Annotated in this window: 21 protein-coding genes and 1 pseudogene; 12 read left to right on the forward strand and 10 right to left on the reverse strand. The window is 68.5% G+C overall.

What is annotated here, in order from left to right:
• Positions 1 to 41 precede the first annotated feature (41 nt).
• The 3 genes and pseudogenes from NC595_RS19160 to NC595_RS19170 form a co-directional block, all read right to left on the reverse strand.
• Complete coding sequence (locus tag NC595_RS19160) at positions 42 to 392, reverse strand: glycine zipper 2TM domain-containing protein (protein WP_253568993.1); 351 nt, start codon at positions 390 to 392, stop codon at positions 42 to 44.
• Between the two features lie 79 nt (positions 393 to 471).
• The gene (locus NC595_RS19165; RefSeq protein WP_253568994.1) at positions 472 to 933 is read right to left on the reverse strand and encodes a YhjD/YihY/BrkB family envelope integrity protein; all 462 of its coding nucleotides are present in this window, start codon (positions 931 to 933) and stop codon (positions 472 to 474) included.
• 103 nt (positions 934 to 1,036) lie between these two features.
• A pseudogene (locus NC595_RS19170) lies at positions 1,037 to 1,426 on the reverse strand (YhjD/YihY/BrkB family envelope integrity protein); the annotation flags it as partial.
• Positions 1,427 to 1,613: 187 nt separating this feature from the next.
• Here NC595_RS19170 and NC595_RS19175 point away from each other — a divergent pair.
• The 7 genes from NC595_RS19175 to NC595_RS19205 all read left to right on the forward strand — a co-directional run bounded on the left by NC595_RS19175 (position 1,614) and on the right by NC595_RS19205 (position 7,032).
• Positions 1,614 to 2,063: a hypothetical protein gene (locus NC595_RS19175; protein WP_253568995.1), complete on the forward strand. Its 450-nt coding sequence runs from the start codon at positions 1,614 to 1,616 to the stop codon at positions 2,061 to 2,063.
• 164 nt (positions 2,064 to 2,227) lie between these two features.
• A complete protein-coding gene (locus NC595_RS19180; protein WP_253568996.1) occupies positions 2,228 to 2,740 on the forward strand; it encodes a hypothetical protein in 513 nt (170 codons plus the stop codon).
• Between the two features lie 144 nt (positions 2,741 to 2,884).
• On the forward strand, positions 2,885 to 3,673 hold the full coding sequence (locus NC595_RS19185) for an energy transducer TonB (protein WP_253568997.1): 789 nt from the start codon (positions 2,885 to 2,887) through the stop codon (positions 3,671 to 3,673).
• Between the two features lie 77 nt (positions 3,674 to 3,750).
• Positions 3,751 to 4,506: a DUF2884 family protein gene (locus NC595_RS19190; protein ID WP_253568998.1), complete on the forward strand. Its 756-nt coding sequence runs from the start codon at positions 3,751 to 3,753 to the stop codon at positions 4,504 to 4,506.
• Positions 4,507 to 4,625: 119 nt separating this feature from the next.
• Positions 4,626 to 5,063, forward strand: coding sequence for a ferritin family protein (locus NC595_RS19195; protein ID WP_253568999.1), 438 nt, complete (start codon positions 4,626 to 4,628; stop codon positions 5,061 to 5,063).
• A 124-nt stretch (positions 5,064 to 5,187) separates the two neighbouring features.
• Positions 5,188 to 5,994, forward strand: a complete 807-nt coding sequence (locus tag NC595_RS19200; protein WP_253569000.1) for a DUF2884 family protein — start codon at positions 5,188 to 5,190, stop codon at positions 5,992 to 5,994.
• Between the two features lie 129 nt (positions 5,995 to 6,123).
• A complete protein-coding gene (locus NC595_RS19205) occupies positions 6,124 to 7,032 on the forward strand; it encodes a mechanosensitive ion channel family protein (protein ID WP_253569001.1) in 909 nt (302 codons plus the stop codon).
• A 39-nt stretch (positions 7,033 to 7,071) separates the two neighbouring features.
• Here NC595_RS19205 and NC595_RS19210 read toward each other — a convergent pair whose 3' ends face one another.
• Together NC595_RS19210 and NC595_RS19215 are read right to left on the reverse strand one after the other, a co-directional pair.
• Positions 7,072 to 10,647, reverse strand: a complete 3,576-nt coding sequence (locus NC595_RS19210; protein WP_253569002.1) for a M1 family aminopeptidase — start codon at positions 10,645 to 10,647, stop codon at positions 7,072 to 7,074.
• 34 nt (positions 10,648 to 10,681) lie between these two features.
• Positions 10,682 to 11,566, reverse strand: a complete 885-nt coding sequence (locus NC595_RS19215; RefSeq protein ID WP_253569003.1) for an ABC transporter ATP-binding protein — start codon at positions 11,564 to 11,566, stop codon at positions 10,682 to 10,684.
• A gap of 208 nt (positions 11,567 to 11,774) precedes the next feature.
• Here NC595_RS19215 and aceF point away from each other — a divergent pair, with 208 nt between their 5' ends.
• The 3 genes from aceF to lpdA are packed head-to-tail and all read left to right on the forward strand — an operon-like array spanning position 11,775 to position 16,014.
• Entirely contained in the window at positions 11,775 to 13,466 is a 1,692-nt protein-coding gene (aceF, locus tag NC595_RS19220; RefSeq protein WP_253569004.1) for a dihydrolipoyllysine-residue acetyltransferase, read from the forward strand.
• A gap of 13 nt (positions 13,467 to 13,479) precedes the next feature.
• Positions 13,480 to 14,196 (forward strand): mechanosensitive ion channel domain-containing protein, encoded by a 717-nt coding sequence (locus tag NC595_RS19225; protein WP_253569005.1) that lies wholly within the window; start codon positions 13,480 to 13,482, stop codon positions 14,194 to 14,196.
• A gap of 27 nt (positions 14,197 to 14,223) precedes the next feature.
• Complete coding sequence (lpdA, locus tag NC595_RS19230) at positions 14,224 to 16,014, forward strand: dihydrolipoyl dehydrogenase (protein ID WP_253569006.1); 1,791 nt, start codon at positions 14,224 to 14,226, stop codon at positions 16,012 to 16,014.
• A gap of 45 nt (positions 16,015 to 16,059) precedes the next feature.
• Here the strand turns inward: lpdA and NC595_RS19235 are convergent, their stop codons facing one another.
• From NC595_RS19235 to NC595_RS19255, 5 genes are all read right to left on the reverse strand, one after another.
• Positions 16,060 to 16,419: a GIY-YIG nuclease family protein gene (locus NC595_RS19235; protein ID WP_253569007.1), complete on the reverse strand. Its 360-nt coding sequence runs from the start codon at positions 16,417 to 16,419 to the stop codon at positions 16,060 to 16,062.
• 51 nt (positions 16,420 to 16,470) lie between these two features.
• Entirely contained in the window at positions 16,471 to 16,896 is a 426-nt protein-coding gene (locus tag NC595_RS19240) for an organic hydroperoxide resistance protein (RefSeq protein WP_253569008.1), read from the reverse strand.
• 94 nt (positions 16,897 to 16,990) lie between these two features.
• Positions 16,991 to 17,446 (reverse strand): MarR family winged helix-turn-helix transcriptional regulator, encoded by a 456-nt coding sequence (locus tag NC595_RS19245; protein ID WP_253569009.1) that lies wholly within the window; start codon positions 17,444 to 17,446, stop codon positions 16,991 to 16,993.
• A gap of 58 nt (positions 17,447 to 17,504) precedes the next feature.
• Complete coding sequence (dinB, locus tag NC595_RS19250) at positions 17,505 to 18,587, reverse strand: DNA polymerase IV (RefSeq protein WP_343214924.1); 1,083 nt, start codon at positions 18,585 to 18,587, stop codon at positions 17,505 to 17,507.
• A gap of 11 nt (positions 18,588 to 18,598) precedes the next feature.
• Positions 18,599 to 19,537 carry a putative bifunctional lysylphosphatidylglycerol flippase/synthetase gene (locus tag NC595_RS19255; protein WP_253569010.1) on the reverse strand — a complete coding sequence of 313 codons (939 nt, stop codon included), beginning with the start codon at positions 19,535 to 19,537 and terminating at the stop codon, positions 18,599 to 18,601.
• A 168-nt stretch (positions 19,538 to 19,705) separates the two neighbouring features.
• Between NC595_RS19255 and NC595_RS19260 the strand changes: the two genes are divergently transcribed.
• On the forward strand, positions 19,706 to 21,043 hold the full coding sequence (locus NC595_RS19260; protein WP_253569011.1) for an APC family permease: 1,338 nt from the start codon (positions 19,706 to 19,708) through the stop codon (positions 21,041 to 21,043).
• A 97-nt stretch (positions 21,044 to 21,140) separates the two neighbouring features.
• Positions 21,141 to 21,557, forward strand: a complete 417-nt coding sequence (locus NC595_RS19265) for a hypothetical protein (protein ID WP_253569012.1) — start codon at positions 21,141 to 21,143, stop codon at positions 21,555 to 21,557.
• Position 21,558 lies beyond the last annotated feature (1 nt).

Genomic DNA, 21,558 nt, shown 5'->3' on the forward strand with positions numbered 1-21,558 from the left:
CGATCATGCCACGGCTGCCGCGTGGGAGAGACCCGGATCGCTCAGCGGCGATCGACCCAGTGGCAGCGCCGCTCGATGTGCGTGCCGGCGTGTTCGTCCTGATGGTGCTCCTGCACCTTCTTGCCGGCGTAGCCGCCGGCCACGGCGCCGCCGATGGTTGCCAGGGTCTTGCCCTTGCCGCCGCCGACCTGGTGGCCGAGCAGTCCGCCGGCCACGGCACCGATCGCCGTGCCGGCGATCTGGTGCCGGTCTTTCGGCGTGTTCTTCACCCGGACGTTCTCGCAGACCTGGTGACGGCCCTCGTGATGGTGATCCTGTGCGTGCACGGGCGAGATCCCGGCGAGCAGGCTGCCGGCGAGTACCGAAACCAGCAGGCGACGAATAGTTGGCATGGCGGACTCCTCTGGCGTGACCGGAACGGAGTGCACAGTCTTCCGGTCGCATCGTGAGCGGACGGTGCAGCGGGCGTGCTCAGGGCGTCTCGGGATGTCGATGACGCCAGACCGCATGGGGCCGCGGCACGATCGGGTGGCCGCGCACCTCCGCGACCGCCTGGGTGAGCTCCGCCCCCAGCAGCAGGATCAGCGCCGAGTAGTAGACCCATACCAGCAACACCACCACCCCGCCGGCCGGCCCGTACGCACCCCCGACGTCGCTGCGGGAGAGATAGACGCCGATGCCGAACTTGCCTATGGCGAACAGCACCGCGGTCAGCGCCGCGCCCACCAGGGCGTCGGGCCAGGCGATCCGTGCGTCCGGCAGCACCTTGAAGATCGCCGCGAACAGTGCGCTGAACAGGGTGAGGGAAATCAGCGTCTCCAGCGCCTGCCAGGCCAGCGAGTCGCCGCGGACGAACATGGCGATCAGCGCGCTGGCGGCGAACGAAACCACCATCAGGAACGCAAGCGACAGCAGCAGTCCCAGGGCCATCATGCGTGCACGCAGCCAGTCCTTGATCGCTCCGCCCGGCCGGGGGGGCCAGGTTCCAGACCCGGTTGATCGCGCCCTGCAACTGGGCGAAAACAGCCGAAGCACCGGCCAGGGTCACTCCTAGGCCGATCAACCCGGCCCAACTGCCTACCGTGGGTCGTTCGCGGGCATTGGCCAGCACCAGGGTCACCGCGTCGGAGGCGCGCGGGCCGACCAGTTGCTGCAGCGAGGCGGTCAGCTGCTGCTGCCATTCCGGCCGCAGCGATGCGGCGATCCACAGCAGCAACACCAGCAGCGGCGCAAACGACAGCGCCGAATAGAACGCCAGCGCCGCAGCCCGCGTACCGAGTTCGTCGTGGGCGAAGCCGTGGATCGTGCGTCGCAGGATCTCGCGGCCCTGGGCGAGGGCCGGTCGTGACGGGGCGCTGGGCTCGATACGGGACGGCATGGCGCGGCTCCGTGTGCTCTCGTGACTGGGCGGTGTCGCCCGGAACATGAACGACAGCGTAGCTGCATCCACGGCCCCATTAGCGGATCACTGAACGCTCGCTTCGGCTGCACGCCTCCATCACGCCGGCGTCCCGATGCTGCCACCCCACCGCGGCCCGGCGACGACCCAAGCGAGGCCCGCCGCGGCCGGGGCCCCGACGGGGCGTTCTTCCAGACATCAACAGGAGATCACCATGATCAAGCGCAATCACGCTCTCGCCGCCCTTCTGCTGGCCACGGCTGGCGCGATGGGCGCCACCGGCGCCCAGGCCGCCGAAGCCAGCGTCAAGTGTGACCTCACCTACAGCCTTTCCGGCTGGTCGATCCTCTACAAGCATGCCGAGGGCGCGGGCACGATCACCTGCGACAACGGCCAGTCCGCCCGCGTCAAGATCACGGTGGTCGGCGGTGGGTTGACCGCCGGCAAGTATCACGTCGACAACGGCAAGGGCGAGATCAGCAAGGTGCACAGCATCGACGAGGTGTTCGGTTCCTACGCCCAGGCGGGCGCTGAGGCCGGCGTGGTCAAGAGCGGTACGGCCCAGGTGCTGACCAAGGGCACCACCTCGCTGGCGCTGGCCGGCACCGGCGAGGGCGTCAACCTCGGCGTCTCGGTGGGCAAGTTCACCATCACCCGGGAGTAAGCCGTCGCTGCGCGGCTGGTCTGGCCCGCGAGCTTCGCCAGGGGCGCCCTCGTGGCGCCCTTGCGCGTTGTGGGGGATACACTGCGTGGTCTGTTCCAGAGGAATCCATCCATGCGCACGTCGTCTGCTTCGCCCATCCGTTCCGCCTCGAGGGGGCGCGCCTGATGGACCGCATGCGCGATCCGGGACGAGGCTTTGCGTTCTGGCGTATCGGCCTGTGGCTGGTGCTGATGCTGTCGGCGTTCGGCGCGCTGCAATACGGCGTGCACGCCCGCCGGGTCTGGCTCGTGTTGGCCCAGCCCGCGCTGGCGGACGAGGCCCGGGCGGTGTTGCACGGCATGCTGGCATGGGATCTTGGCTATTTCGTCGCGGCCGCGGCGCTGGTGGTGTTCTGTGCCGCCGGCATCCTGCGCCAGGGCTGGTCGCGTCCCGTGCTGCGCGTCGCGCTGGGCTTGCTCGCCCTGGGCCTGTTCGCCAGCGGCGCAACGTTGTTGCGCCGCTGGCATGCCTGGAACAGCGCGCCGCACGACGTGCCCGCCACGCCGGCGCTGCTGGTTGAGCAGGCGCGCACAGTGCACCTGTCACTGGGGTTCGATGCGGTAGCCATCGTGCTGCTGGCCTGGCTGATCTGGCGGCTGGGCAGGCCGCAGGTGCGGGCGCAGTTCCGGCGGCGGTGATGGTGCCATCCGCGCAGGCATAGACTGCAGTGACATCCACAGGGAGGTGTGAGCATGCGTCGGATTCTGGCGATCGGTATCGTTGCAGGCTTGGCATGGGCTGGCCTGCTCCTCGCTCCCCCGTCCGTGGCAGGGACGACAAAGATGCAACGACCCCAAGCGAGCATGCTCGTGCTGGGTTCGCTCACCGTCGGCAGCGATGGTCGGGTGGTTGGCCACGCGCTGGACAATGCGGCACAGCTGCCTGCGCCGGTGGTCGATGTGATCGACCGCAATATGGCGCGCTGGCAATTCCAGCCGGTGGTGCGTGACGGACACGCAGTGACGGCGCGCTCGCAGATGAGCCTGAGGGTGGTGGCGCAGCCCTCGGGCCAGCACGACTATGTGCTGTCGATCCGCGGTGTGCATTTCGGTGGCAGCATGAACGGTCGTGGCGGGCTCGTCCGCAATATCGACCCGGAGTATCCGCCCCAGGCCGTCGCCGCGCAGGTGGCCGGCACGGTCTACCTGGCGTTGCGTATCGATGCGCAGGGCCGGGTGCAGGATGTGGCGACCGAGCAGGTCGATCTGCGCTACCTCGGCAACCGCTGGCAGATGGAGCGCTACCGCAAGCTGCTCGGCCGGGCGGCCGAACGTGCGGCGCAACGCTGGTTGTTCAAGCCGCTGCCGGCCGGGCAGGCGGCGGCCGAGCGTTATGCGATGGTGCCGGTGGTCTTCGGCATCCACGTGTTCGGCGTTCCGGGCATGCCTTCCGATGGACCCGGGCACTGGGTCAGCTACATGCCGGGTCCCGTGCAGACCGTGCCCTGGTTCGATGCACCGCGCATGCTCCCGGGCCTCACCGGAAATCTCGACGCGCTGCCCGGCCAGGGCGTCTACATGGCTAACCCGGACGGCAGCCTGCACCTGCTCAGCAAGCTTGGCGGAGGCTGACCCGTCGCCGGTGCGGTTCAGGGTGGGTTGACCCCACGCCGGTTATCGGTGAGCGCTTTGACCCCGGCACGGATTCGATGCGCACCCGACTCCTTCTCCTCGCGATGTCCGCCGTTGCCGCCAGCGGTGCGGTAAAGGCAGCGCCCCTGGCGCTGCACTGCCCGGCCAGCAGCAGTTACGACCTCACCGTGCAGCCGGATCGGCTGGTGTTCGACCGCGCCGGTCCCGCGCCGACACGGGTGGTGATGGGCCGGAGTTCGCTGGTCACCGACGGCGTGCCGGTGGCGCTGAATGCCGAGGACCAGGACCGCGTGGCGCTGTTCGACCGCGATCTGCGCGCGTTGCTGCCGCGGGTGCGCCGGGTGGCCGGCCACGGAGTGGACGTGGCGGTGCAGGCCATCCGCGACGAGGCTTCCGGGTTGTCGCTGGCGCCCGCCACGCGACAACTGCTCGACCAGCACCTGGCGACCGATGCCGATGCGTTGCGCCGGCGTATCGACACCAGCCAAAGCACGCACGACTGGCAGGGCGACACCGCCCGCCAGCTGGGCGACCAGTTCGCTGCCGATCTGGGTCCGATCGTGGCCGGCGACCTCGGTCAGCAGGCGCTGCAGGCGGCGATGAGCGGAGATCTCGATACGGCGGCCCGTCTGCGCGACCAGGCGACCGATCTGGCGGCCACGCTGCAGCCCCGGATTGCGCGTCGGTTGCAGGTGTTGCAGCCGCAGATCGATGCGCTGTGTCCTTCGATCGAGCGGCTGGCCGGGCTGCAGCAGGGCCTGCGTGATGCACAGGGACGTCCGCTGCAGCTGCTCGACGCGGGTGGGAGATAGGCAAGGCAACCGCAACGGCAGCTAAAGGCCCGGATGGCGGCATCGGCAGGGTTAATGCGTGGCTAAGCGCGGGCTGACGACCATGGTTGGCACCCCTTTCATCCCGGAGGCCAGACGCCGTGGCGCTGGCAACACAACCGCTCTACAACGCGCTGATCCGCCGCAGCATCGATCTGCAGCGGCTGTGCCAGCTGGCGGCGCAGCAGGTAGCCGAGCCGGGGTTGCGCGTGGTGCTGCTGGAGAACGCTTCTGCGCTGGAGCTGTTCGTGCTCGACCTGCAGATGGAGCTCAGCGCCCGCGGTGGCCGGCCGGCCACCACCGGGCAATGGCGCGGGCCGCTGCAGCGGCGGTTGGCCAGCTGGTGGGCGCGCGGCATGCCGCTGAAGGACACCCAGTGGATCCGGCTGCTCTCGCGCCGGGAGGCGGTGCTGGTGCGGCTGTTCGAGGAGACCGTGGCGCTGGCCCCGATCGACACCGCGCAATGCCTGCGCCGGCTGGCGCCGCGCCTGCAGGCGATCCACCTCGACATGGGCACGCTGGCTGGCGCGACCCACTGAGCGTATCCCCGCTGCAGTGACTGATGGCATGGCATGACGGCTGGCCCATGGCCGCCCGGTGCCACCGGTGCATCGTGATGCCGCAGGGTCGGCACTGTCGCCGGCCGCCACGGGGAGGCGCAGCATGCGCACGACGATCTTTAGGCTGGCATTCGCCGCCGCTCTGGCGCTCACGGCGCCGCTCCAGGCACACGACTTCCACGGCTCCATGGGCCACTGCAGTTTCAACACCGATTACGACGTGCGCATCAGCGACGCCGGCATCGCGTTCAGCCGCGACGACGGCGAGCCCACCCGGGTGTTCATGCATGACGGCAGCCTGCGTATCGACGGCAAGCCGGTGGTGGTCGACGCTGCCGATGCCGCGCGCCTGCGCAGCTACGAAGGCTCGGTGCGCGCCCTGGTGCCCGAAGTGGCGTCGATCGCCCGCGAAGGGCTGGACATCGGCTTCGATGCGCTGACCACGGTCGCCACCACCTTTGCCGAGGACGGCGATGCGAGGAGCCGCCTGATCGATCGCCTCAACCGCAGCCGCACCCGCGCGATGGCACAGCTCGACGCGGGCATCGGCAGCGGTGTTTGGACGCGCCAGGCGATGGAGGATTCGTTCGAGGGCGGCATCCAGGACGCGGTCTCCGAACTGGTCGGTACGGTCACCGCCGGCGCGGTGAAAGCGGCGCTCAGCGGCGATCAGGCGAAGATCGCCGCGCTGGAGGCGCGCGCCGATTCGCTCGACCAGGCGATCGACAAGGAGGTGAACGCCCGTGCCGACCGTCTCGGGGCGCGCGCCGAAATGCTCTGTCCGAAGCTGCGCGAGCTGGACCAATTGCAGCGCCAGTTCACTTTCCGTCTGACGGATGGATCGCCACTGCGACTTATCGGCGAGGATAAGGATCGCGTCGCGGACAAGGACAAACTCGCGACCCGCTGAGGGTCGCGCCATGCGCCCACGAGCGCCGCCGATGCACGGTATCGGCGGCGTCTGCGTAAGCGCAGCCTGCAAAATCTTGATCTGCCGGCTGCTAGGCTCCTCGCGATTTCATTGCGAGAGAGCACGCCGATGCGATTTTCCAGCGCCCTTGTCATCGACCCGACGTCTGCCGGCAGCGCCACCGGGCGCGCATCGCGGTATCTGATCGCGAATTGGGACAAGTACGCCGACCAGGCGGTGCAGATGGGCCTGAGTCTGCTCGAGGCGTTGCTGGTGCTGCTGATCGGCCTTTGGGTGGCCAGACGGCTGGCCAATGTGGTGGAGCGCGCGCTGGGTCGGGCCAGTTTCGACGTCACCCTGTCCAGCTTCCTGCGCAACCTGCTCTACGGGGTGCTGATCACCTTGCTGATCGTCACCGCCTTGCAGGTGGCCGGCGTGCCGTCGGCACCGTTGGTGGCGGCGCTCGGCGCCAGCGGCCTGGCCATCGGCCTGTCGCTGCAGGGGTCGCTGAGCAATCTCGCCTGGGGCGTGTTGCTGGCGGTGTTCCGGCCGTTCCGAGTGGGCGACTTCGTCACCGTCGGCGGCGTGATGGGCACGGTCGAGTCGATCAACCTGATGTACACCCAGCTGCTGCTGCCTGACGGCCGTGAGGCAGTGGTGCCGAACGCCAAGGTGGGCGGCGATGCGATCACCAATTTCAATCGTCGCGGCACCCGGCGCTTCGAGCTGACCGTGGGCATCGGCTACAAGGACGACATCAATGCTGCCAAGGCCGAGATCCGCAAGCTGTTCGACGCCGACGAGCGCATCCTGAAGGATCCTGCGCCCGGCGTGTGGCCCACCACCCTCAACGAGAGCTCGGTGGACCTGGTGATCCGCGCCTGGACCGTGACGGCGGACTTCTGGGCCACGCAGACGGACTTCCTGCAGGCGGTGAAGGAGGCGTTCGACGGCGCCGGCATCAGCATCCCGTTCCCGCAGCGCGAACTCACCGTGGTGCAGGGCAGCCTTCCGGCATCGGCCGGTAAGCCAGGCTGACGACGGCGAGGCACGGGCCGGCAGCCCGCGCCCCCGGAGTCATTCCACCGTCACCGCATGGCGGTTGTCGGAGGGAATCCGGTCGATCAGTTCGTTGTACGGATCTACCCCTGCCTCGGCCGGCACGCCGTCCACGGTCACGGTCACCGTGCTGTCGCCGGCCGGGAGCACGCGCTTGGCCAGGTACAGCGGTTTGCCGTCGAGGCCCTTGCCGGGGGACTTGGCAAACACGCCGATCTCCACCGGGATGTCCGGCGTGGCCGGGGTCTCCTTGCCGTGCTCGTCCACATACGACTTGCCGGCATGCACCTTCATCGTCACCTCGTAGCGCCCGTCCGGCAGTTTCTTCGCGGTGGCCTCGGTGGTGCGGTTGTCGAAGAAGGTGATTTTCCAGAACAGGTCGTCGATCAGGTGGTGCCACTTCGGATCGACACCGCGCTCCAGGTAGCCCATGAACTCCTGCGAGGTGGTGTACGGCGGGTTCTGGTACGCCTTGTCGTGCAGGAACTGCTTCAGCACGGCGTCCACGGTGTCCTCTCCGACGTAGTCCTGCAGCGCATAGAACACCAGCGACGCCTTGCGGTAATGGATGTAGAGCTGGTTCTGCTCGACCTTGGCCAGCGGCTCCTCCCGGGCCGGATCGCCGGCGCGGCTGGCCAGGTAGTTGTCCAGCTCGTACCGGAGGAATCGGCGCATCTGGTGCTCGCCATAGCGATGCTTCATCACCATCAGCGCCGAATACTGCGCCAGCGATTCGCTGAGCATGGTCGAGCCCTGCATATCGGCACCGATCACCTGGTGCGCCCACCACTGGTGCGCCACCTCGTGGGCGGTGACGTAATACGGGTAGTCGATCTTTGCCGGGTCGCGCAGGTCGGCAATGAAGCCCACCGACTCGGAGAACGGGATGGTGTTGGCGAACGACTGCGCGAAGCTGGCGTAGTTCGGGAACTCCAGGATGCGCAGCTGGCGGAACTGGTAGGGTGAGAAGTGCGCGGTGTAGTAGCTCAGTGCATCCTTCGCGCCCCGCAGCATGTCGTCCACGTTCCAGTCGTGATCCGGGTTGTAGTAGACCTCCAGCGCAACGTCGTGCCAGCGATCCTTCCTCACCGCGTAGCGGCCGGATATCCACGAGAAGAAGTCCAGCATCGGCTGGTCCATCACGTAGCGGAAGTAGTGTCGGCCGTTGGCGCGCCAATCCTTCTGCAGGTAGCCCGGGGCCATCGCGATCTGGTCGTCGGCGGTCGAGACGGTGGTCTCGAAGTGGATCCAGTCCGAGTCGTTGCTGATGTAGGTGTCGGCGCGGGCGGCCTCGTCGCCCAGCGGCGGCATGCGCGGGACGTCCTCTTTCAGGCCGTACTTGCGACGGGTGTTTCGGTCCGTGAGCCGGTTGTCCGGCTGGTAGCCGAAGCGCGGCAGCACGGTGCTGTTGAAGAAGGTGCCGTTATGGGCCAGGAACTGGCCTTCCGGCGCGTTGGTGAAGCCCTTCGGGTCGTAGTCGAGGGTGGCATCGAATGGCATGGATGCACCTGGCGCCAGCGGCGTCTTCAACTTGTAGATGGCGTAGCCGAGGCGGCGGTCCATCGACACCGTGTCGTGAGGGGCGAAGGCGAGTGTGGTCTTGAAGTCGGTGTCGGTGTTGACGTGCAGCTCGCTGATCGGTGCGTCATGCCGGTTCACCAGGGTCATGTGCGCGACGATGTGCAGGTGGCGTTGCATCGGGTCGATATCGACGTCGGCGTTCACAGCAGTGATGCGCGGCTGCGCCAAGCCGGCGTAGCGGGCGTACTGCTTCTCGTAGTCGGCGCGCTGCTGGTTCAGCTCTTCGCTGTTGCGATACGTGTTGAGCACGTTGGTGTTGTAGAAGATCCAGGCGCCGGTGGCGACGAAGGCCAGCAGGGCGACCGTGATCAGTATCCGGACCGTGCCGCGCAGCCGCGCGCATGCCTCGCGCCAGCGACCGCGCCAGCCATCCGGTGTGCCGCGCACCCAGAACAGGGCGGCGATGCCGGCCAGCGCCACGGCCAGGCAGGTCCAGTAGCCATCGAACCAGAGCACCGCCGGCAGGAAGTGACCGAAGCCGTTGAGATCCGAATAAGGCAGCGCCGGTGTGGTGCCGTAGTTGTACAGGTGATGTTCCCAGTGCAGCAGGCCGAAGCCGATCAGGCTGGCCACCAGCCACAGCACGGTCAGCAGATAGCCGAGGAACTTGTTGTTCGCCAGCGTCTGGAAGAACACCGCCAGCACCGCCAGCAGAAGATAGGGCACCGCGTCCAGCAGGAGGGTCGCCAGGTACAGGCCGGGCTCCAGATGCGTGTAGCCGTGGGCAAGCTGCCAGCCGATACCGACCAGTGCTCCCAGGCCGAGGAAGCAGCCCACCACCGCGAACAGCGCCAGCAGCTTGGCCAGCAGCGGTACGAGGTCGGGTACGGGAAACGCGTCGCTGACCTGGGCTACGCCGACACCGCGCTCGCGCCACACCAGCTCGCCGGCATAGAAGGTGATGATGATGTACAGCATCACCTGGAACCCGCCCTCCACCGTTTCCACCATGCGATGGGTCACCGGATACGTCGGTGTGCCATAAAGCTGCCCCGACAGGGCGAGGATCGCCAGCACGTTGACCAGGGCCAGCGCCGCCATGACCACGAAGGGCACGCCGCCGAGCACCGCGCGGGTGTCGAAGGTCCATTGCGCCCGCAACTGCGCCATGGCGGCGCGCAGTCCGCTGGCCGGTTCGGTCGGGACGGCAACGGCTGACGGCGGCGCCAGCACCGGTGGCTCCGGGCGATGCCTGCGCAGCGTCGGTTGCCAGCCGGTGCGGTCGGCGCGGAAAAGGAGCAGCGAGGCGACCAACATCGCTGCACCGACGCCGCCCCAAAGCAGCCGGTTGAACAGCAGCACGCCGGATACCGCCGGCAGGTCGTGGTTGAGCTGGTCGGCCGACCAGTAGCGCGTGACGATCGCCAGGGTGCGACCGCCAAACGGGTCGAGCATGGCGGCCAGCCAGTGGTTGTTGACGTCGCGGGTGAGCAGGCCGGTGACGATCTGGAGCACGAAATACACCACCACGCCGATGTAGGCAGCGAGCAGCGAACGGGTGGTGGTGGCGATCAGGTACAGCAGGCCGGCGATGAACAGCATTGCCGGCGCCACCATCACGCCCAGCGACCACAGGTAGCCGGCCCAGCGCGACGGGCCCAGTCGGGCGGCGTCGACCCAGGGCATCAATCCACCCAGCCACAGGCCTAGCGCGCACACCACGAGGATCCCCAGGCAGGCCAGGTAGCCGGCCACGAAGCGTCCGCCCACGTAGGCGCCGCGCGAGACCGGCGTGCTGAACATCAGCTCGGCCGTGCGCGCCTCGAAATCGCGCAGCGCCGCACCAGCAACGAACAGCGTGACCAGGAAGATGCTGAAGACCGTCAGCACCGACATCAGCTTGACCGTCACCATCGGCGCGTTGCGCCAGACGTTGCCGGCGGCGCCACCGAGCGCGACCGCGTCGGTGCTGGTCAGGGTGAAGGCCATCGCGCCGAATACGGCGGCGACCAGCCAGAAAAGGGGCGAGCGCAGCTGCTGTCGCCATTCGAAGCGGAAGATCTCGAGAAACATGTGCGTGTCCTGTGCGAGGCGTGGCGTCCCGCGCTCAGGCGGCGCGGATGGTGGCCTGCGCGCGCAGGCGGCCGAAGTACACGTCTTCCAGGTCGGGCGCCACGGCGACGAAGCCTTCGCCGGGCGACTGGTCGGCCAGCACGTGGATCTGCGTGCGGCCAGCCAGCAGGCGGGTGGACAGGATGGTCATGCGGGCGCGATAGCCGTCCAGCTCGGACTTGTCGATGGTGCGGCGCCAGACCCGGCCCTCTAGGCTGGCGATCGCTTCCAGCGGCTCGCCGGCCAGCAGCACCTGGCCCTGGCCGAGGATCGCCATGCGCGGGCACAGGTCGGTAACGTCCTCCACGATGTGGGTAGACAGGATCACCACGCAGCGCTCGCCGATCTCCGCCAGCAGGTTGAGAAAGCGGTTGCGCTCCTCCGGATCCAGGCCGGCAGTGGGCTCGTCCACGATCACCAGCTTCGGCTCGCCGATCAGCGCCTGGGCGATGCCGAAGCGCTGGCGCATGCCACCGGAGAAGGTGCCGAGCTTGCGCTTGCGCACGTCCCACAGGTTCACCTGGCGCAGCAGCGCCTGCACCAACTCCTGGCGCGGCCCGCGCGCGGTGATGCCCTTGAGTACCGCGAAGTGCTCGAGCATGGCCTCGGCCGTGACCTTGGGGTACACGCCGAATTCCTGCGGCAGGTAGCCGAGCAGGCGCCGGGTGGCCGGTTTGTCGGCCAGCAGGTCCTGGCCGTCGAGGGTGATGCTGCCGCTGTCCGGATCCTGCAGCGTGGCGATGGTACGCATCAGCGAGGACTTGCCCGCGCCGTTGGGTCCCAGCAGCCCGAACATCCCGCGCGGGATGTCCAGCGACACCTCGCGCAGGGCGCGCACGCCGTTGGGATAGGTCTTGGACAGGTCGCGAATGGCCAGCATGGGGTCCCTCCTGCGCTGCGGATGCGGCGCCTGCGGGGCCAGCTTACGGTGGAAGAGCCGGGGTGGCATGCGCCCAAGGTCATGCCCATACGTCGGCGAACGGGTGTTGTGACAACGTTTTCAGTGCCGTCCGCGGCCCGGCTTGGTTATCATGGAAATCTTGCCGCGGTCGCATCCCCGCGCCCCGTCCCCATCTGCAGGAGTCCCCATGGCCGACCTCAAAGAAGCACGCGTTCCGGATATCGGCGGCGACAAGGTGCCTGTGATCGAGGTGCTGATCAAAATCGGCGACCGGGTGGAGAAGGAGCAGGGCCTGGTCACGCTGGAGTCGGACAAGGCCACGATGGAGGTGCCCGCGCCGTTCGCCGGCGTGGTGAAGGAGATCAGGGTCAAGCTCGGCGACGAGGTCGGCGAGGGCACCGTGATCGCGATGATCGAGGCCGAGGGCGCTGCCGCACCTGCCCCGGCGCCCGCCCCGGCCGCCGCTCCGGCCAAGGCCGAGGCACCCGCCAAGAGCGCGCCTGCCCCCGCACCTGCGCCAGTCGCCGCGCCGGCACCCGCCGCCAGCGGCGGCGTGCGTGAAGCCCGCGTGCCGGACATCGGCGGCTTCGATGCCGTTCCGGTGATCGAGATCCTGGTGCAGGTCGGCGATCGCGTCGCCAAGGACCAGGGCCTGATCACGCTGGAATCGGACAAGGCCACGATGGAAGTGCCCGCGCCGTTCGCCGGCGTGGTGAAGGAACTCAAGCTCAAGCTCGGCGATGAAGTGTCCGAAGGCAGCCTGATCGCGCTGATCGAGTCGGTCGAGGGCGCGCCCGCGGCCGCTCCTGCCGCGGCTTCGTCCCCGGCCCCGGCGCCCGCACCGGCCGCGGAGAAGCCGGCCCCGATCGGCGGTCGCGCGGTGCAGCCGGGTGTCGCGCCGGACGGTGACCCACCGCCGCAGGCGCGCCCGCCGTTCGACGCGAAGATCGTCATGCCCGGCGATGCGCCGTATGCCAGCCCGGCGATCCGCGCCTTCGCGCGCGAGCTGGGCGTGGATATCCATCAGGTGAAGGGTAGCGGCCGCGGCGGTCGCATCCAGCGCGAGGACGTCAGTGCCTACGTCAAGCACGCGCTGGCCTCGGGCGCCCGCCCGGTCACCGGCGCGCCAGTGGCCGCCGGCGGCGGTCTCAACCTGCTGCCATGGCCCAAGGTCGACTTCGCCAAGTTCGGCGAGATCGAGGAGAAGCCGCTCTCGCGCATCCAGAAGATCTCCGGCGCCAACCTGGCGCGCAACTGGGCGATGATCCCGCACGTCACCCAGCACGAAGACGCCGACATCACCGAGCTGGAGGCCTTCCGCAAGGCGCTAGGCGCGGAGAACAAGGATCTGAAGATCACTCCGCTGGTGTTCCAGATGAAGGCGGTGGTGGCGGCGCTCAAAGCCTTCCCGCAGTTCAACGCCTCGCTCGACGAGACCGGCGAGAAGCTGATCCTGAAGAAGTACTTCCACATCGGCATCGCGGTGGATACGCCGGACGGCCTGGTGGTGCCGGTGATCCGCGACGTCGACAAGAAGGGCCTGCTCGACCTGGCCCGCGAGCTGGGTGAGATCTCGAAGAAGGCGCGCGACAAGAAGCTCGGCCCTAACGACATGTCCGGCGGCTGCTTCTCGATCTCCTCGCTCGGCGGCATCGGCGGTACGGCGTTCACGCCGATCGTGAACGCGCCGGAGGTGGCGATCCTCGGGGTGTCCAAGGCGGCCATGAAACCTGTGTGGAACGGCAAGGAGTTCGCGCCGCGGCTGATGCTGCCGCTGTCGCTGTCCTACGACCACCGGGTGATCGACGGCGCGCTGGCCGCGCGTTTCGCCGCCTTCCTCGCACAGCAGCTGGGCGACATCCGCCGCCTGCTGCTCTGACCGGGGGCGCCGGGTGACCGCCCTCCGCTCGGGCGATCCACTGACCCAGGTGCGTGCCGTCGTGCCGCACATCCGGGGGGACGGCGTGCGCCAGTTCAACGAGCGGATGAACGTCAAACCGCTGGACATGAGCGGGGTTGAGGTCACCATCGGCTCGTTCGTGTCGGGCCTGATCCCGCAGTTCGACCGCCGCCTGAAGGTGGGGGACTTCGTCGAACTGGCCTCGGGCCTGCGCGGCAGCGTGCGGGAGGCCGCGCGCCGGCTCAAGCTGCCGTTCGCCGTGGCCTACGGCACCGACAAGGAGCTGGTGAAGAAGGCCGCGCTGGAGGCCGCCGCCGCGGTGCCGTTCACGCTGGCCAAGGACGGCCCGCGCGCGCCACTGGTGTGGCTGGCCGGGTTCGGCGACTCGTCGCTCGATTTCCAGCTGGTGGTCTGGCTCGACGCGGAGGCGACCCGCCGTACCGGCTCGGTCACTGCCGCTTATGACTGGGCGCTGCACACTGCACTGGAAAAGTACGGCATCGAGATGCCGTTCCCCCAGCGCGACCCGCACGTGCGCAGCTGGGCCCGCCGTCCCGCGCCGGTACCGGCCGCAACGACGGATCGACGCGCGGCGTCCGACGTCGTCTACAAAGGCAATGACGCCGCGCGCGACGTCACCGAACACATGAAACCGTCCGCCGCGACGGCGCCCCGATCCCCCGAACCCGACCTGGGCGTCACCCGCTGACGCCTCGCACCGCAAAGGAAACACGCCATGGCCAACACACTCGAGATCAAGGTCCCCGACATCGGCGGTCACGACAACGTGCCCGTAATCGAGGTGCTGGTGGCCGTCGGTGACACGGTCGCCAAGGACCAGAGCCTGATCACGCTGGAATCGGACAAGGCGACGATGGAGATCCCCGCCACCGCTGCCGGCGTGGTGAAGGAGCTCAGGCTCAAGGTGGGCGACGAGGTGTCCGAGGGCGCGTCGATCCTGCTGCTGGAAACCAGCGATGCCGCTGCGGCCCCTGCGCCGTCGCCCGCGCCCGCGCCCGCTCCGGCGGCTGCAGCCCCGGCGCCCGCCGCGGCGGCTCCGGCTCCCGCGCCCGCCAAGGCCCCGGCCGCCGCGGGCGCCTCCGGCCGCACGCCGGACATCACCTGCACGCTGGTCGTGCTCGGCTCCGGTCCGGGCGGCTACACCGCCGCCTTCCGCGCCGCCGACCTGGACGTGGATACCGTGCTGGTCGAGCGCTACGGCTCGCTCGGCGGCGTCTGCCTCAACGTCGGCTGCATCCCGTCGAAGGCGCTGCTGCATGCGGCCGCGGTGATCGACGAGGCCGAGGCGATGGCCGCCCATGGCGTGAGTTTCGGCAAGCCGACCATCGAGATCGACAAGCTGCGCGACTTCAAGTCCAAGGTGGTCGGCAAGCTCACCGGCGGCCTGGCCGGCATGGCCAAGCAGCGCAAGGTGCGTACGGTGCAGGGCACCGGCAGCTTCATTTCGCCGAACGAGATGGAAGTGCAGACGGCCGAAGGCAGCAAGCTGATCCGCTTCGAGTACGCGATCATCGCCGCCGGTTCGCAGGCGGTGCGCCTGCCGGCGTTCCCGTGGGACGACGAGCGCATCATGGACTCCACCGGCGCGCTGGAACTGAAGGATGTGCCGAAAAAGCTGCTGGTGGTCGGCGGCGGCATCATCGGCCTGGAGATGGCCACCGTGTACTCGGCGCTGGGCAGCGAGGTGACCGTGGTCGAGTTCATGGACCAGATCATCCCGGGCGCCGACGCCGACCTGATCAAGCCGCTGGCGCAGCGCCTGGGCAAGAAGCTCAAGGGCGTGCACCTGAAGACCAAGGTGGTCTCGGCCAAGGCGACCAAGAAGGGCATCGAGATCGGCTACGAGGGCGAAAGCATCCCCGAGACCTCGCTGTTCGACCGCGTGCTGGTCGCCGTGGGTCGTTCGCCCAACGGCAACAAGATCGGCGCGGACCAGGCCGGCGTGGCGGTCACCGACCGCGGCTTCATCAACGTCGACACGCAGATGCGCACCAACGTGCCGCACATCTTCGCGATCGGCGACCTGGTCGGCCAGCCGATGCTGGCGCACAAGGCCACCCATGAGGCGCGCGTGGCCGCCGAGGTGGTGGCGGGCATGAAGAGCCACTTCGACGCGCGGGTGATCCCGTCGGTGGCCTACACCGATCCGGAAATCGCCTGGGTCGGCGTGACCGAGCGCGAGGCGAAGGAGAAAGGCCTGCACGTCGGCGTCGGCAAGTTCCCGTGGGCGGCTTCGGGCCGCGCCATCGGCATCGACCGCACCGAGGGCTTCACCAAGCTGATCTTCGACGAGGCGACCCACCGCGTGGTCGGCGCCGGCATCGTCGGTCCGCACGCAGGCGACCTGATCTCCGAGGTGGCGCTGGCGATCGAGATGGGCGCTGAGGCCGGCGACATCGGCATGACGATTCACCCGCACCCAACGTTGAGCGAGTCGGTTGGCATGGCCGCCGAGGCCTACGAGGGCACCATCACCGACCTCTACATCCCGAAGAAGAAAAAGTAAGCGGGATGCAGCATGCGACTTGGCCCGGGACTTCCCGGGCCTTTTTCATGCGTCGACAGTTGGGATTGACGGAGGGGGCGATCGCAGCAGGTAGGCCAGCTTGCCTTCGCGCGGCAGCCGCTTGATCGCCGCCTCGGCGCGGGACGCACTGGCGCGATCGGGGTGGGGACACCAGCCGAGCAGTCGCCGTGGCGGGTTGGCCCGCGTGTAGCGGGCACCGCGGCCAGCGGCGTGCGCATCGTAACGGCGCCGCAGGTGATTGGTGATGCCGGCGTACCACGCACCGTTGGCACACTCGATCAGATACAGGCACCACTGGCCGGGTTCCGGCCATGCCGGCGCGGTGGAACCTTCGGTTGCGGCGGGTGCTGTCGTAACAGCGCTGGAGACGGTGCGGCTGCGCATGACCTGATGTCATAGCGCAGCCGGTGCCCCGGCGATAGCCCCGTGAGGCCCTCAGACCACCGTCAGGGTCACGTCGATGTTGCCGCGGGTGGCATTGGAGTACGGACAGACCACGTGCGCCTTCTGCACCAGATCCTCGACCATGGCGCGGTCCAGGCCGGGGATGCTGATCTTCAGCTCGACCTCGATGCCGAAGCCGGTGGGAATCGGGCCGATCCCGACGCTGCCCTCGATGCTGGTGCTGGCCGGCAGGGCGATCTTCTGCTGGCCGGCGACGAATTTCAGCGCGCCGATGAAGCAGGCCGAATAGCCCGCGGCGAATAACTGCTCGGGATTGGTGCCGTCACCGCCGGCGCCGCCGAGTTCCTTCGGCGTGGTCAGCTTGATGTCGAGCACGTTGTCGGATGACACGGCGCGGCCGTCGCGGCCACCGGTGGCCTTGGCATGGGCGCGATAGAGGACGTTTTCGATGGACATGATGGTTCTCCTTTTCTAGGGTGCGGCAGCGGATGCTGCGGTGTGGATAGCAAGCTATAAAATAGCGCGCTATATATATGGCAAATGCAAACGGTCACCCGCTCTGCGCCAGACGCTCGCGCAGGCGATCGAGCCGGGTCTTCAGGTCGATCAGCTCGTCCAGTTCGCAGCCGGTGGCGCAGAAGATGGCCTCGGGCACTGCGCCAGCCTTGCGCTTCAGCGCACGGCCCTCCGGGGAGAGGCTGACCACCACCTGGCGTTCATCCTCGGTGGAACGCTGGCGCTGTACCAGTCCCGCCGCCTCCAGCCGCTTCAGCAGCGGAGTGAGCGTGGCCGAATCCAGGAACAGGCGCTCGCCGATCTGCGACACGGTCACGCCGTCGCCTTCCCACAGCACCAGCATCACCAGGTACTGCGGATAGGTCAGTTCCAGCTCCGCCAGCAACTTGCGATAGACCTTGGTCATCGCCAGCTGCGCCGAATACAGCGAGAAGCACAGCTGGTGATCGAGCTGGAGCGGCGACATGGCGATGGCGCGTCGGGAGGACATGTGGTGCAATATACATAGCGCACTATTTAATAGCAAGCGCTATCTCGCTCGCCGTCGTTCAGTACCCGGGGAACAGGTCGGCCTGGGTTGCCTCGTCGTCCGCATCGATGAACCCGGACAGCCCCACCCCCACCAGCCGGTAGCGCGTGCCTGCAGGGAGATCGACGCGGGCACGCAGCGCGCAGGCGATGTCCGCAAGCTCCCCCGCGGAGGCCGGGCGCACGGCTGGCGTCAGGCTGCGGGTCAGTGTCTGGAACTGGGCGGTCTTGAGCTTGAGCACCACCGTGCGCGCGACCCGTCCGGTCTCGCGCAGGTGCCCGCTCCAGGTCTTCTCGGCCAGCCGCCGGATGTGCGGTTCCAGCGCGTCGAGCGAAAGATCGTGCTCGAAGGTGTCCTCGGCCGACACCTGCACGCTTGGCCGCTCCGGCTGCACCGGCCGCTCGTCGATGCCCAGCGACAACTCGTGCAGGCGCCGACCCCAGCGGCCGAAGCGCTGCTCCATCTCGGCCAGCGGCAGGGTGCGCAGCTGCGCCACGGTCTCCACGCCGAGCTCGGCCAGCCGCGCCTCCATCACCTTGCCCACGCCGGGCAGCCGGCCGACCCTGAGTGGCAGCAGGAACGCGTCGACCTGGTGCGGACGCACCACGAACAGCCCGTCCGGCTTGCGGTGGTCCGAGGCGATCTTGGCTAGGAACTTGTTCGGCGCCACCCCGGCCGAGGCGGTGAGGAGGGTTTCGTCGCGGATCGCGGCGCGGATCGCCTCGGCGGTCGCGGTGGCCGAGCCCAGCCCGGTCTTGGTCGTCGTGACGTCGAGATAGGCCTCGTCCAGCGACAGCGGCTCGATCAGGTCGGTGTGCCTGGCGAAGATCTCGCGGATCTGCCGCGACACCGCCTTGTAGCGGGAAAAGTCCGGCGGCACGAAGATCGCCTGCGGGCACAGGCGCTCCGCGCGCACCGCCGGCATCGCCGAGCGTACGCCGAAGGTCCGCGCCTCATAGCTGGCCGCGCACACCACCGAGCGGGCGCCACGCCAGGCCACCACCACCGGTTTGCCGCGCAGCTCCGGTGCGTCGCGTTGCTCCACCGATGCATAGAACGCATCCATGTCGACGTGCAGGATCTTGCGGGGTGGCCGGTTCACGGTTGCCGCGCTCAGCCGACAGCGGACCACGCGCGGCGCCGCCGGAGGCGCCACTCGAACGCGCCGAACGCGAGGCTGCCCAGCACGAAGGGTCCCGCCGTGTAGGTCAACCGGTAGCACAGGATGGCGGCCAGCACATCCGGCCGCTGCGCCTGCGGGAAGGTCGCCAGCAGGATCGACTCGAACACGCCCAGCCCGCCAGGGGCATGGCTGACCAGTCCGGCCAGCACCGCCGCGACATAGACCGGCAGGAAATCGACGAACGACGGCGCGATGGCCGCCGGCAGCAGTACATGCAGCGCAGCGATGGCGCCACACATCTCCACACCGCCGATCACCATCTGCAGCCCGGCCGCGCGCGCGTCGGGAAACTTCAGCGTCCACCCGAACAGCCGCAAGGTACGTGGTGAGCGCCCCAGCCACGCCAGCAGCCCGGCCAGCGCCAGCGCCAGACCCAGTCCCGGCCAGCGGCCCCAACCGTCGACGATCGTCGGCTGCCAGATCAGCGCGCCGGTGATCACCACGGCGAAGCCCAGCCCCACCCCCATGCCGGCGAGGCCGACGATGCGCGCGGTATCCCCCGCACCGAGGCCCACGGCGCCATAGATCCGATAGCGCACTGCGCTGGCGGTGATGGCGTGGAAGCCGAGCATGTTGCCGATCGCGTTCGACACCACACCGGCGAAGGCGGCCCGGCGCAGCGACACACGCCCAGGTGCCCCCAGCCGCGCCGCTTGCATCTCGAACGCCGCCAGCATGGCGAAGCTCACGCAGGTGGCGCTGCTGGAAGCGACAATTGCGCGTGCGGGCAACGCCTGCCAGGCGGCGGCGAAGTCCCGCCAGCGCATCGCATGCAGGTAGCGGTGCAACAGCCAGGTGGCGACACCGATCACGCCCAGCGCGAGCGCGGCGGAGAGCAGCCGGCTCCAGGGCGGCGCGGTGCGGCTCATGCCGTCATGCGCCGGCATGGTTGCAGTCGAAGAGGGAACGGGGCGTGTGGCATGGCAGCCATGGCGGTCGGCAAAGAGGACATTCTAAGGTCGCGTCTCCCGTGGCGAGGCCACAAACGCGGCACTTCGTGTCAGTCTACGGAGGATTTCCGCCAATCCGCCGAACCCGTGACCCAAGACGATTCCTCATCCGGCAGCTACCTGCGTCGCCTCGGCACTTGGGATGCAGCCGCCATCGTGATCGGAGGCGTGATCGGCGCCGGCATCTTCCGCAATCCGGCCACCGTGGCCGAACGCACCTCGGCCGGATGGCAAGTGCTGCTGCTATGGGGGATCGGTGGCCTGCTCACCCTCGCCGGGGTGCTCTGCTATGCCGAGCTCGGCGCGCGGCGCCCGCAGGCCGGCGGTACCTATGTCTACCTGCGAGAAGCGTTCGGCAAGTTGCCGGCGTTCCTGTTCGGCTGGACCATGGCACTGATCAACTACCCCGGCAGCGTGGCCGCCGTGGCCACCACGTTCGCCGACTACTTCTGCGCGGCACTGGGCTTTCCGGACAGCTTCATCAAGCCGGTGGCGGTCGGGGCGATCGCCTTCATCGTCGGCATCAACTTCTTCGGCATCCGCGCCGGTGCCTGGGTGCAGAACCTGTTCACTGTCCTCAAGCTGGCCGCGATCGTGTTGCTGGTGGTGGTGGGATTGATCCTCGCCAGGGGCCACCTCGGCGGCGCGCTGGCAGCGGATCCGGCGCACCCGGTCTCGGCGGGTGCATTTCTCGGGGCGCTGCTGCCGGTGCTGTTTGCCTACGGCGGTTTCCATTACCTCAACGACCTGGCGGGCGAAGTGCGCGAGCCGCAGCGCACCTTGCCGCGGGCCCTCACGCTGGGCATGGCCGGCGTGGTGGGCAGCTATCTGCTGGTTAATTTCGCCTATCTGGCAGGCCTCGGTCATGCCGGTCTGGCCGCCAGCTCCGCGCCGGCTGCCGACCTGCTGCGCAACCTGATGGGACCCAGCGGCGCGACCCTGATGGCCGTGGGTATTGCCTGTTCCACCTTCGGCTACTGCGCGATCGCCATCGCCGGCGGTGCGCGTGTGCTTCAGACCATGGGCAAGGACGGCATGTTCTTCAGTGCAGTCGGTCGGATCGATCGCACCAGCCGTGCTCCGCAGGTCGCACTGGCCACGCTGGGCGCATGGGCGATCGTGCTGACCCTCTCCGGCAGCTTCGGCCAGTTGCTGGACTACACCACGGTCGGCGAGTGGCTGGCGCATGCTTTCGGCATCGCCACCCTGTTCTGGTACCGCCGCCATCTGGCGCAGGAGCCGTCGCCCTACCGGGTGCCGTTCTACCCGGTGCTGCCGCTGCTGTTCGTCGGCACTGTGCTCGGCGTGATCGTGGTGACCTCGATCCATGCGCCGCGCGATGCGGGCATGAGCCTGCTGATCATCGCCCTGGGGGTGCCGGCCTTCTATGGCTGGCGCTGGCTGGAGCGCCAGACCACCGGCTGACGTTCCGTCGCCACTGACCTCCGCGCTACGCTGGGCGAGCCATCATCCAAGGCCGGAGCGTGCGTGGCATCCACTGGGAGAACGTGGAATGGGCAGCTTGTTCGGAGTCCTCGCGGGCATGAGCCTGCTTGCCGTATTCGTGGTGATCGGACTGGGCCTGCTGATCGCAGCCATGCTGCAGGCGTTGTCGTTTCGCTGGGTGATGGGCTATATGCCCTCGCTGCTGCGCTCCTTGGGGGCGGTACTGCTGACCGCGGCCGCCTCAGCCGTGGTGCTCGGTCAGGCACGCGCGATCGGCGGCGACGGCCGCCTGCTCGGGCTGGTCGTGCAGTTCCTGATCGGTGCGGCCATGGTCAACCTGCTGCTGCCGGGGCGCGAGGGACGGCGCATCGGCTTTCCCAGGGCCAGCCTGGTCCAGTTGGTCTACACCGGCCTGTGCATCGTGGCGGGATTGGCGCTTGGTGTGGCCATGGTGACGATGCTCGGCAGCATGACGGCTTCGATGCACGGCTGAC

It is taken from the genome of Dyella lutea, assembly GCF_024158035.1.
GTDB lineage: Bacteria > Pseudomonadota > Gammaproteobacteria > Xanthomonadales > Rhodanobacteraceae > Dyella_A > Dyella_A lutea.